This is a genomic window from Xenorhabdus sp. PR6a, assembly GCF_028599065.1.
In the GTDB taxonomy this organism is placed as follows: Bacteria; Pseudomonadota; Gammaproteobacteria; order Enterobacterales; family Enterobacteriaceae; genus Xenorhabdus; species Xenorhabdus doucetiae.
In genome coordinates this window covers 61,339-74,333 of the sequence record NZ_JAQRFJ010000014.1, presented here as the reverse complement: position 1 = coordinate 74,333, position 12,995 = coordinate 61,339, and the positions used below count along the sequence as shown (strand labels likewise).

The 12,995-nt window shown below is 40.9% G+C and carries 9 protein-coding genes; 5 read left to right on the top strand and 4 right to left on the bottom strand.

Going from position 1 to position 12,995, the window contains the following annotated elements; genetic code table 11:
- Positions 1-296 precede the first annotated feature (296 nt).
- Together PSI15_RS06090 and PSI15_RS06085 are read left to right on the top strand one after the other, a co-directional pair.
- Entirely contained in the window at positions 297-743 is a 447-nt protein-coding gene (locus tag PSI15_RS06090) for a hypothetical protein (protein ID WP_273582748.1), read from the top strand.
- 170 nt (positions 744-913) lie between these two features.
- Positions 914-1,366, top strand: coding sequence for a hypothetical protein (locus PSI15_RS06085; protein WP_273582747.1), 453 nt, complete (start codon positions 914-916; stop codon positions 1,364-1,366).
- Positions 1,367-1,625: 259 nt separating this feature from the next.
- On the opposite strand, the gene PSI15_RS06080 is transcribed toward PSI15_RS06085, so the two are convergent.
- Positions 1,626-2,609, bottom strand: a complete 984-nt coding sequence (locus PSI15_RS06080; protein ID WP_273582746.1) for an IS30 family transposase — start codon at positions 2,607-2,609, stop codon at positions 1,626-1,628.
- Between the two features lie 286 nt (positions 2,610-2,895).
- On the bottom strand, positions 2,896-3,600 hold the full coding sequence (locus tag PSI15_RS06075) for an aspartate/glutamate racemase family protein (RefSeq protein ID WP_273582745.1): 705 nt from the start codon (positions 3,598-3,600) through the stop codon (positions 2,896-2,898).
- A 129-nt stretch (positions 3,601-3,729) separates the two neighbouring features.
- Here PSI15_RS06075 and PSI15_RS06070 point away from each other — a divergent pair, with 129 nt between their 5' ends.
- A complete protein-coding gene (locus PSI15_RS06070) occupies positions 3,730-4,620 on the top strand; it encodes a LysR substrate-binding domain-containing protein (protein ID WP_273582744.1) in 891 nt (296 codons plus the stop codon).
- Positions 4,621-4,686: 66 nt separating this feature from the next.
- On the opposite strand, the gene PSI15_RS06065 is transcribed toward PSI15_RS06070, so the two are convergent.
- Together PSI15_RS06065 and PSI15_RS06060 are read right to left on the bottom strand one after the other, a co-directional pair.
- Complete coding sequence (locus tag PSI15_RS06065) at positions 4,687-5,970, bottom strand: dicarboxylate/amino acid:cation symporter (RefSeq protein ID WP_273582743.1); 1,284 nt, start codon at positions 5,968-5,970, stop codon at positions 4,687-4,689.
- Between the two features lie 285 nt (positions 5,971-6,255).
- A complete protein-coding gene (locus PSI15_RS06060; RefSeq protein ID WP_273582742.1) occupies positions 6,256-6,783 on the bottom strand; it encodes an AAA family ATPase in 528 nt (175 codons plus the stop codon).
- Between the two features lie 354 nt (positions 6,784-7,137).
- On the opposite strand from PSI15_RS06060, the gene PSI15_RS06055 reads away from it, so the two are divergent.
- Together PSI15_RS06055 and PSI15_RS06050 are read left to right on the top strand one after the other, a co-directional pair.
- Positions 7,138-10,458 carry a DEAD/DEAH box helicase gene (locus PSI15_RS06055; protein ID WP_273582741.1) on the top strand — a complete coding sequence of 1,107 codons (3,321 nt, stop codon included), beginning with the start codon at positions 7,138-7,140 and terminating at the stop codon, positions 10,456-10,458.
- Between the two features lie 205 nt (positions 10,459-10,663).
- Positions 10,664-12,994, top strand: coding sequence for a tellurite resistance TerB family protein (locus PSI15_RS06050; RefSeq protein WP_273582751.1), 2,331 nt, complete (start codon positions 10,664-10,666; stop codon positions 12,992-12,994).
- Position 12,995: the final 1 nt, after the last annotated feature.

The window sequence follows — 12,995 nt, the reverse complement described above, 5'->3', positions numbered from 1 at the left end:
GATTTTCATCTGTAAGTTTCAGATAATATAGACCTAAACAAATAATTATAGTTATATGATGCACTTAGTAGTATTCGAAACTTTATCGACATGGAATTATACCCAATAACAGATCCTTCATATCCGTATTTAGTTCAAGCTAAACCCTGAACATATTACGTTAGAAAAGGGTGTTAACCGAGATGTCACTCATATTGGTCATCATGGCATTAGCACACTATTTTTAGTGGATGATTATTTCAAAATACAATAAATTAACAGAATAAAACTCAATCAAGCTTATCAGGAGGAACTAAATGCTACATGCAATTCTGGAAGGTAAGGCAGGGAGTGTAACCATTGGTGATAAAAAACCACAAAGTTGGCGATCCATATTTCAATCACGAGAAGATTTATTGACTGCTGCATTTTGGACCCGGATTAATTATTTATCGCCTAAGGCTATGAATCTATTTATCTCAATTTCATTGGGATTAGATACTAACAAGTGGGGTAAATTTGAATCGTTGATTTTCTGGCCTAAATATTATTTTAGAGAGGGAGAGAAAAATTATGCCGAACCGGATGTCGTTATTGAGTTTGAACATGCAGCACTAGTTATTGAAGTTAAACCTCCGCAAGGTAGTAACCAAAATATTATTCAATGGAAAAATGAAATTGATGCATACTTGCAATGCGATGAGGAAAAACCACATTTGTATTTTCTCGCTTTAGGTAATATTCCTAAAGATATGCCAAGTTGACTACAACAACTTACCAATGATTATCCTGATGTTCGGATGATTACTAAGGAATGGCAGGAAATTAAATATTTTCTCCAAACTCAACAATGGAACTCTTCACAGGATCAACGTATCATTGACGATTGTCTAAAAGCGCTCACTTTTTATGGGATTCGAGATCCATTGCCATCTTGGATAAATTTAGTCAAGTACGCCAAGCTCACCGTGTATGTGCAGCATTTTATCAGCATATGTTTCCTATGTTGAATCACGTTGCTGAACGTTTGAATATGAAATTCATTCTTTGGGATACATGGAGTTTTTTAAAACCACCTCGTAAATCAGTTAATCCACTGACCACATGGAGCTGGGATTACCTGCTCATGATGGATGTGTCGTTTGTTTTTGGCAAGCAAGCTAACGAGAAGGGAAAACCTGAATCTCAAGATTTTGTATTAGATTTTCAACTTATTGTAGACAGTGAACTAGAGTATGATATCAGAATTGAACAATACGGAAATAATGTTGAACCTAAAGCATGTCAATTAAAAAAAAGTGCTAATAAAACAAAGAGATATCTCGCTATTTACTTATTTAATGTTTCCAAAAATAATGGTGATTACTCATCACTAGAGGAAATCTGAGATAACTTTGACGGTTATCCAGAAGTAAACTCAACGGTCAAGACAATGGAAAATATACAAGGAATCGGCTTTAAACTTACTTTAAATGATATTGCTAACGATAATGGTGTTGAAATAATACTTAAAGAAATTAAACAACACCTGAACAAATTAGGGATCAAGTATAATAATTAAATTTTAATCTAATATTTAATATCTTATCTAGTTCTTCCACAAATGGATTATGATCGATAATTTATATTATTCTTGGATTCGCATATTAAGCGCAACACCGTAATGAACGAAGTAAATGAGTTGGGGTTCCTGTAAATAACTCATTCGGTGTTTTATAATCTCGTGTCTTACGAGGTCGATTATTTAGTCGGTTTGCCACAAGGTTAACCTCCCGCTCTGATACCTTATTAAAATCGGTTCCTTTTGGGAAGTCATCTCTGATTAATCCATTTATGTTCTCATTTATCCCTCTTTCCCAAGGGGAATACGGATGAGCAAAATAAATTTTTGTCTCTAAATTTTTACCGATCCGTTCGTGTTCGGCAAATTCGAGGTCGTTATCAAAGGTAATTGTTTTAACTTTATGTTTTATCATCGATAAATGTCTTGTCGCCGCTTTGGCAACACCTTCTGCTGTTTTATCTTCAAGTTTAATGATGATCGTAAATAACGATTTTCGTTCAACTAAAGTCAATAAGGCACTTTTACGATCTTTGCCAACGATAGTATCCCCTTCCCAATCCCCAATACGCTGCTTTTTATCAACAATTTTTGGGCGCTTATCAATACTGACTCTGTTTTTAATTTTTCCTCTGCGCTCATGGCTTCCATAGCGTTTACGATACGGTTTTTTCGCTATCCTAAGATGTTGCCATAAATCACCGCCATTTATTTTATCTTTATAAATCAATCGATAAATTGTTTCATGATGTAAAGAGATTTTCGCTTCCCGCTTGAGATAACCCACAACTTGTTCCGGACTTAAATCTTGCCAAATTAACTGTTTTATCCACTTTGTTATCTCTGGCGTGATTTTTACGGCTTTTACCTTAGAATGACGGCGTTCTAATGCTTTACGCTGAGCTTGTTCAGGTTCATATTTCTCGGCTTCCCGGTTTCGTCTCAATTCCCGGCTAATTGTTGATGGGGCCCGATTAAGCGACGTTGCAATAAAACGTTGTGTAAAACCGGCTTCTTTTAAGCCGAAAATCTGGTATCTTTCTGTTTCGGTCAGTTGCGTATAGGCCATAGTGCATTTTCCTTTGGCGAGAAAGATGCCTACTATAGCAACTGACCGCCTTTCTTAGAAATTGCACTTACTATGCGAATCCAAGATTCAATACACTAAAAAATAGCCGGAAACAACGTTAACGAATTCAAAGCTATCTCCATATTGTAATATGCTAAATCAATACATCAGATTCAAGCTAAATAGTGTTTTAAAATGACAAGATTGCTAACTTTCGCTATTTTGAAAATTTATTTAGTGTTAGTCAATGTAGGTAATTTAAATCAATGTTTATTTTTATAATTTTTCAAACTGTAATTCGCTTGTATTCCAAACAACTCCACTCCACCGCCTTTCTAACCAATTCCTCCGTAGCATCAATATACTCCCCTTTATCACCGTAACCACTAAGAATAATCGGTATCTCACTACACCCCATAATAAATTTCTCAACCCCAATATTTTTAAGCTGAGTAATAACAGGTTCCATTAACCAATACGCTTTTTTCCTATCACCACTTTTATAAACCAATATGCTCTCCATAATAATTTCCTGCTGAATATCATCAGGAACCACAAAATTCACTTTATATTTTTTCAGCCTATCCTGATAAAGTTCTGCTTTTATTGTTCCCGTTGTAGCAAGAATCGCAATATTATTAATCCCTTCCCTCACTATCTTATTACACGTCACCTCAATCATATTTATAAAATGAATATTAGTTGATGCTTTTAGTTCTTCGTACCAATAATGGGCAGTATTACACGGCATAATAATACACTGCGCTCCCGCCGATTCTAATATTCTCAATTCAGCCAACATTTTATTTAACGGAGATTCCCCGCCAGCAAGTATACTTGCCGTTCTGTCAGGAATGTCGGGAAAGGAAACGGTTATTACCGGAATATGTTCCTGATCACAAGTTGCCGGTGTATTTTTAATGATCTTATCCATTGCATCCAGCGTTGCTGCTGGCCCCATTCCACCCAATATGCCAATTATTTTTTTCATATGCCACCTCGGTAAATAATCGTTATGATGGCACAGTGATTACTGTTCGTAATTGCAATGTTTCTATTCATTATGCTGTATTTGCATAAGTCATTTTATGCAGACAGTTCAATAAAAAGGTTACAGTTTATGCTTAATAATATTGAGCTAAAATGGTTATATGATGCGGTAATGTTGGAGGAGTTACGCAGTTTTACGCTTGCCGCGGAACGAAGGAATATATCCCAGTCTTCTTTTAGCCGACGGATTCAGGCACTTGAGAATGCTGTCGGTTTTGAAATATTTAATCGTAACTCGAATCCATTACAACTTTCATTACAAGGGAGAGGTTTTATTGTTTATGCCAGAAATCTGCTTGGCGATATAGAGCATCAAATCGGTAAAATAAAAGGCGGTGAAATACCTAAACACCGAATTAATATCGCCACAGCCCATTCGCTTTCAATTTCTCTGTTACCTGAATTAATTTCTGGTTTTGCGGAGAAGTCGGATAAGGTTTTTAATATCGAATCCATTAATGCTGATGAAGCCGTCAATAATCTTAAAAATGGTAAAAGTGACTTTATTCTGTCTTTTTTTAATGAAGAACTGATGACATCACCGTTTCTTAATCATAAAGTACTGGATGCTCAGTTATATCTTGTCTCCGGCTGTAAGGCTGATGGAAAACCATTATATCGGCTGGAAGATGCACCTTTGCCGTTAATGAAATACACCGATGAGAGTTATATGGGGCGTCAGGTGAATCTATTACTGGAAAAGGTTTTTAAGGACAAATTTACCTATTTTTGCCTTTCATCCATGAGTGAATTACTGAAACGTATGGTGTTGGATGGTCACGGTGTCGGTTGGCTGCCGGATTATTCAATCCGTGAGGAACTCAAGGTTCAGAAGTTATGTTTGCTGGAACCCGATCAGACTGCAATAAAAATAGGCGTTTTTATTTATCGAACCCATTCCCGTCTTAATCCTTCCTCTGAACGTTTTTGGCAATATATGCGAAAACGGTGGACAGTATAAACCTGACCACCAGCCTGCCACTCAATTCACTTGCTGTAATCACTGGACTGAATACAGCAAGTACACTCAAACTTCTTGGCGGGCAATTGCGCTTTGCGGCGGTTCCCGTTCGTTACTACTTTGTTTTTCCTCCAATTTAGCAATCACGGCAGTAGAAATGCTGTTACCCACGACATTGGTCGCCGTGCGTCCCATGTCGAGAAATTGATCAATCGCGAGAATAAGCAAAATCCCCGCTTCCGGCAGGCTAAACATGGGCAAAGTTGCCGCAACGACCACCACCGAAGCACGTGCGACGCCAGCCATGCCTTTACTTGTGATCATCAGCGTCAACATAATCATGATTTGCTCTGCGATACTCAGATCGATGTTGTAAGCCTGTGCAATAAAAAGAACCGCAAAGGATTGGTACATCATCGAACCATCAAGGTTAAAGGAGTAGCCCAACGGCAATACGAAGCTGGAGATTTTTTTCGGTACACCAAAGCGATCCAGCGCATTCATGGTCTTGGGGTAGGCCGACTCACTGCTCGCGGTGGCAAAGGCCAATGTCACGGGTTCCCGAATTAATTTCATCAGTGAAAACATATCCTTGCCGAGGAAAAAGAACCCAACGGCTGACAGGATCGCCCAAAGCAAAAATAATCCAAGGTAGAAGAGGCCAATAAGTTTGCCGTAGTCATAAAGCAGGCCCAGACCTTGCACAGTAACGGCAGAGGCAATGGCAGCGAACACAGCAATCGGCGCAAATGACATCACGTAGTCTGTGATACGAAACATGATGCGCCCCAGATCTTCAATCAAGGTCACGATCGGGCTAATTTTCTGGCTGTTCTGGCAGATATAGGAAAGCGCGGCACCAAAAAACAGGGAAAAAATCAGGATCTGCAAAATCTCATTATTCGCCATCGCAGAGGCGAAGCTGCTTGGGAAGATATGGCTGATAAAGTTTTTCAGCGAGAACCCGCTGGTGTTGAGGCCGCTATTCACCTCTTCCTGCTGCATAATGGCAACATGAAGCCCAACGCCGGGTTGGAATAGGTTTGCCATCAACATACCAATGCCGAGTGAGACTAAGCCCGCGATAATAAACCATGTCATCGCCTTGAGGGTAATGCGACCTACGGACGATGATCCGCCGATTGACATTAAGCCAGTCACAATCGTGGCAAATACGAGAGGCGCGATGATCATTTTTATCAGGCGCAGGAATATATCGGTGATGATGTTGATATAGGAGACAACTTCTTTTGTCTGGCCGGCATCAAGATAATGATGAAAACTCCAGCCGGTAATAATCCCAAGCAGAATAGCCACGATGATTTGCTGCATGAGTTTTTGCCTGTTCATGGTAACCTCTTATTTTTTATTTCCTGATTTTTATTTGATCGAATATTTACATTTTTTTAACCTTTGATGAAATGCAAATGAAAGATGCGCCATGCAGAAAATGCATCACGATGTTGGGAATGAAATTAATGCCCAGAATTATGGAATGGGAATAAGATGGGAAGTTAATAATAAACGTAAAATTTCCCGCTAACTAATAAACAAAGTTTCCAGCTTGCTAAATATCCCCTTTGGGGAATAAAAATGGCGCATTAATACCAATCCATATTGATTGCGATATTCTTTTTACCAAGTAAGATCCCATTTATCAAATTGTGCCTTGATTTGTTTAATAGAGGTCAGTTTGATCTTGGGAATAGTTAATCGTTCAAACAATGCAGCATAGCGTTTCCTGCTTGTTGGCGTGACCACGGTAATATGGTGGATCATTTTCCATTTAATAGAATCTTTATTACCTTCCAGTGCACCACAGCGGTTACGTTGGCATATCGTTCTATTGACGTAGCGTAATAGGCTTGATGCCGTTGAGATATCTAATAAGATGACACCTGTTGCTCTGGATAAACGCTGTGTCAGGCATCTTGTATAATTCCCATCGATAACCCAGTTCTCTTCCTTAATTGCCATATCGTGCAATGAGATAAATTCATCTGCGGGACGTTCCTGCCAATTGGTGTTTGGTAAATGAAAAAGTTGATCCAGATGAATGACCTTCAAGTGACATTTTCTTGAAATTGCCGTAGCAAGCGTCGATTTCCCGCTATTTGATGGCCCCAAAATGCAAATTCTATTGCCTAAATCCGAAAGTTTCATGACAGACTCCAGTGGTAATAGTTGCGATCTTTGTTACCCGCGAAGGGGGCAAAATATTGCTTATATTCAAACAGTAAGTCAAGTTGTCCTCATCCACAAAATCGCCCATTCATTCAATCCATTGGTACTCAGTATCGTGTGAAAACTATTTTCGATATGACTCACTGAGAGCTGTATTAAGTTTAGAGGCAAGTCACTTAAATTCTTTTCCGAACAAAAACGTTTTGCTTTCGGCACATATAATTTTTGTTACGAAGATATGTAAGCACTTAGGTTAAATATCTATAAAACCCGTATTGATTGAGGTACTCTTATTACTTTCTGCATTTGTTGGATAATAATCAAAGAGCTATGATGGCTATGACTCCCCACCCGAATGATATTCTCCGAGTCTGGCAGCGTATAGAGTTTTTCCAACCCTATACACTCGAAAAAAAAGATAAAAGTCTGCTTATTCCGCTTGAAGTGCTCTATCAGTTGGGGGATAAAGCACTGCCTTGGCTTTCTGCTGAACTTCGTCAACAACATGAGATCCCTGATCAAAAGGTCTTATATAGCTTACACATTGGTTTGTTTGATAAAGCTATTGCTAACACAATCAGCCAAGACGTGTTTGGTCCAGTAGAAAGACTTGATGCTGAAGAACTTGAACAACGGTTGGATAAGGAAGGAATAACTTGTTTTGCAAAAGTTCCATTGAACACAGAGGGAACCCCGGCACTGGATAAGTTTTCGGTAAGTTCTCTTCCCTGGGCTTTAGGGCACCTGCGTGAAGAGCGCTTTGAAGAGCTTACAGCGAAGAAGTTTTCAGCCAGCTGCGAACATCTCAAAAATGACCTCGACAACTTTAACGCTTTATTGAAACCAATTCGCGAAAATGGCCCTTGTGTTTTGAAAGCCAATGATATTTTGGCACTGCTAACCATATATTTAGTACAGTGGGCAGAATTTGAACCGGAATGGGAATATGCCATACAAATAGACTGGATGGAGGGGGCTAGTGACAGAGTAAAAACATCATTTGAGAGTGATGATGAGATAGAAAGTGAAGATGAAGAGGTCAGCAGTAAAGATAAGACCTTCACACTTCCTATCTTAAACAGTTTTTTCTTTGAGGACATTGAATACGCCATTGCGGCCCTGGAAAAAGAGGACAAATGCAAGGCCCTAAAAACTTATCTTTCCCGTAATGCATCACGCAAACCTGACCTCTATTCACAAGATGGGCTTCTTCCCATCATCAATAACCTGCATCCCAAGAAAATGCCCCTCGGACGTTGGCCTTCTAAACCCGAACATGCCATGTCATTAATGCAGCAATTTGCGATTAACACGGCAATAGAGGAACTTGCTGACGGTGGGTTACTTTCCGTCAATGGTCCACCAGGGACAGGAAAAACGACGCTTTTGCGCGATCTGGTGGCACACAATATTGTTGAGCGAGCAAAAATTCTTTCCTGTTTTAATAAGGTTAATGACACGCTGGATAGCTCTGGTTTTATTGTGAATGAGCTCACTGGTTTTGAAATGGTCATCGCATCATCCAATAACGCGGCGGTGGAAAACATCTCAAACGAGCTACCACAAAAGAAATCACTGGATGAAGAATTCCACTCGCTCGACTATTTAGCACCAACAGCAAACCAGTTAGCCGCAGAGAAACGCCCAAAGCGCGAACACAAAAAAGAAAAAGATCGTCAAGGTAAAGTGAAAACCTATCATCTCTATCGCCCATTGGAAGATGAGAAACAATGCTGGGGAATAATTTCTGTTGCTCTGGGTAAAAAAGCAAACCGGACTAAATTTGCACAACGTTTATTATTTGATGAACATTTTTTGCGTGATACCAAGGCTGAAGCCTCTCGCCCTGACGGTGAAAATTTTCTCAGTCTGTGGCGATGGAAGCATTATCATAAACAAACCTCTTTCTCTGTGGCCAAAGAACGTTTCCTCGCATGCCTTAAACAGACAGAAAAGCTACAACAACAATTAGTCACGTTTGCGAGTCTCTTGGAAAAACAGCATGACGATGCGCTCAATACGTTATCACTAATGATGTCGCAAACTGAGAGAGAGTATGAAGAACAGGTTAGCTTACTGGAACAGGCTGAGTCCGAGCGGGACACGTTGGAAAAACAGATCCAATACGCAACACAGCAACAAAAAATTATCGAAGGTAATGCACCAGGATGGCTAACGCGCCTGACGAAGCGTAGACGGGTGCGGGAGTATCAGGAAGCGCTGCGGTGCGTACAACACGAGATATTAAAACTGACAGGGTTGCAAGTCGAACAAACCCGGCGAGTCGCTGAACAACGTAAATCAGTTAATGAGATAGCGGCCAAAAAGCGAATCTTACAGCAGGACATTGAAAAAATTACCCGGCAGCAAGCAGATGACTACCGTTCACTAAAAACGTTGCAGCAGCAGTTTTCTGATATTGCGTTGCCGGATATCAATCAGCCGATTAATGATGCCACATTACAACGCACAGCATTCTGGCAGAATGCACAGATAAACCGTCAACGCTCTGCATTATTTGTCGCGGCGATAGAACTGCATCAAGCCTGGCTTTTTGAGGCGCTGGGAATCAAGCGTTTTAGAACCATTATACGTAATAACCTTAATGCTTTTTTGACCCAACCTCATACCGAAACTACTCCTCTACGTTGGTGGCAAACGTTGTTCATGTTCGTGCCGGTAATATCTACAACTTTCGCCTCTATCGGACGTATGTTTTATGGTGTAAAAAGCGAAGAACTCGGCTGGTTGATGATTGATGAAGCCGGTCAAGCACCACCGCAACAAGCTGTTGGAGGGATCTGGCGTGCCAAGCGGGTGCTGGTAGTAGGCGATCCCTTACAAATTGAACCCGTATTTACTACCTCTCCACCCTTAGTTGAACGACTTTGTCAGGATGTGTTGCAGGAATATGCTAAGGACTGGAATCCTGGATTACTGTCGGTGCAGCAGGTTGCCGATCGCATCAATCATTGGGGGTGTGAGTTAGACGTAATGGACAATCCAGTCTGGATCGGCATACCGTTGTGGGTACATCGCCGCTGCATTGAACCTATGTTCAGTCTGGCTAATCGAATATCTTATAATAACCGTATGATTCATGGGCTTGATGTTGACAAGATCCGTTGCCAATCTGTTAGCGATGCGCTGGAAAACCATTGGCAGGCATCTGTTGGAGGACAAGGTGAAAAGCAATATCGAGACAGTCACGGTAAAGATTTGCTCAGACTATTGGATCGCTTACTTGCAGCGAATATCCCACTCCATTCTATTTACGTTATTACACCGTTCAAGGCGGTTAAAGCCGCCCTTTTTGAATTGCTGGAAAATCGGGATTTGACCACCTGGCGGCAATATTTGCCTTTAATAACGCGCAAGGAACTCGACACGTGGCAAAAGAATTGTATTGGCACAGTGCATACTTTTCAGGGCAAAGAAAACGATATTGTTATTTTTGTACTGGGTTGTGACAAAAATAATGATGGCGGAGCACAATGGGCAGCCCGCAAGCCTAATTTGTTAAACGTTGCACTGACTCGAGCGAAAAAACATATTTTCATTATTGGCGATCCAACGGTATGGCATGAATTACGTGGGTTTAGTGATGTAGCAAAGGAATTACCGACGGAACGGATACATAATCTTCGTTCTTAAATTGGATTGAAGAATATATTCTGAACGCATTTATTGATCTGCCTAAACGCACTCCCCATTTTAAATTCATATCTGAACATGCCCCAATACAGGGGCACCGTATCACAGTATGATTTCTCCATCTATTGTCCAGTTTTTCTTACCCTATTTCCCGATTGTGGTACCATATGAAAAAGCATCATCAGCGACTACTAAGGGTGTAAAAATGGACTCCTGGATTTTTTTTGTTGTGTTGATATTTATCTATCTCCTTTTTTTCAAAAAGAAAAAAAATAGCACTGCCAGCCAGTACAGCAGGAACAACACTTCAAAAAATACGATAAGCCAATCATCTCACCCTGTTAAATCGGTAAAAAACGTAAATACTTCTTCATCTCAGATACAAGCATCAGACGATGAGGCACTTGCGACTTTCACTCTCGTTAATGGCTTAGCAGTTGAATTTCGTAGTAGCCACAGACAAGTAACAAACTCATCCACCGAGCATAATAGAACTCCAGCACGATGGGTAATCCCAGGAGAAAATGTCAAAGTCCAAAATATCGTTATTAATCGTGGCAATTTTTATTTGGGAGGACAGATAAAATCTGATGCTTCGGAAAAATACACTGATTTTTATAGTCATGGTTCCGATGCCTCGCTGGTTAATGATGCATTATCTATCCAGACGGTCACCAGACATCACGAGGATGATTCATTAGGGTATTGGCCCAGTTATTCAACACTCTCTCCATCATGTCGTGGCGCTTATCTTGACTGGCTGGCAAGTGATCGTAACGATGTTACCTGCCCTATCGGCTACGTTTTCATCTATTTTTACGGATTAGAACGTCGCATTCTGGTTGGTGGGAAACAGAAAGACTTCCCGGATACTGAGTTTAAAATGTTATTTGAAGAAGTCTCACGCTTGAGACACATTTTTCAAACAAACAATTCATTCCGGCGTTACGCGACTCAATTAATGGAAGCTATGTTGCTTCTCCGGCCTAATACCATTGTCATCGATAATGAAAATGAATATTTCGCCTCAGGAAGTTCATTATTATTTCAGTTTCGTCTGGCAACTATTGTTGCTCAGAAGAAACCTATCCCGGCTGAGCTAGCACTGGCATGGGTAAAATATTATACCGAATATGCTTTACGAACTCCGGCGCGTCGCTGTGCGGAGGAATTCACTGCGCTCTTTAAACAATGTTACGTCAAAAAATTTGGTGAAGGTCTTGTGGTTAAGCCCAATAAGACCCGACTTAAGTTAGAGTACACGCCGGCTAGCAGTTCACTCAGAAGAAGCCTCATTGAACTTCCCGATCTCCCTGATCCAAGCATTCTAAGAGCACCTGTACAAAAATTGATACAAGTTGCGGAATCCTGTATCAACGAGTTGGATGCGTACAGCCGTTACCTCGGTAAAAAAGATACGTCAAGAAACGACGTAGCAGCCATTATGCTACTGCCCAATGAAATCCTTACCGAAAGCGCAGAACAGATGTTTACGGAATTTAAAAACTGGGCTGAAGGTAAAATTCAGGAAAGTGCCGGGCTAGCTACTGTCGCTGATTTTTGGTCCCGTCTGGGCATGCCACTTCCAGAAAAAATCAATAAAAAAGAAGCCGAGCTGATGCAGAATTTCGCTCAACGGGCGGGTTATGGCATAGCACCGGATATGAGATACCATCATTTTAAACCGGAACCTGACGGTAGAGTCGTTTTATTTGCCGACGGGCACGGCGAATTCTTCTCACCCTCAACAGAATTCATTTTTGTTTCCGTTGCCCTCCGACTCGGCGCAATGGTCGCACAAACAGATAAATACGTTGATACATCGGAGCAAGTATCGCTGGAGAAAGTGATTGACTCTAATCACCTGCTGTCGCCGACAGAAAAACGCTCGTTACACGCTTACCTTAATTGGCAACTGAATACCCCTGCCAGTATGGCTGGCCTAAAAGGTAAAATGGAGCAACTCAGCGATAAAGAAAAATCCGCTATTGGCAACGTTGTTATCAGTGTCGCCTATGCTGATGGCAAAATTGATCCCGCAGAAATTAAACAACTGGAAAAAATCTACACCAGCCTTGGGCTGGACAGTAGCACCGTCACCAGTGATATCCATCGCCTGTCGACAGTGGAAAAAACATCACCATCTGCCATATTTGTCGCAGATGGTGCAGATAATGAATTTTCTCTCAATGAAAATATTCTTGCGCGCCATGAGTCTGACACGAAAGACGTTCGTCAGTTGCTAAGCTCCATTTTTGTAGAAGATGAATCCGAAGAAGTACTTCCAACAGTCTCTCCTGCGCAATCAACCTCTGGTCTTGATGAGGCGCATAGCCAACTGTACCAACACTTGCTGGAAAAAGAACTCTGGACGCGAAACGAAGTCACTGAACTATGCCAACAGCTTAACCTGATGGTAAGCGGCGCCATTGAAGCAATTAATGACTGGTCTTACGAACAGGTTGACGCCCCGGTTCTCGATGACGACGATGATATTTACGTTGACCTAGAAATTGCACAGGAACTCAAAGGATAAT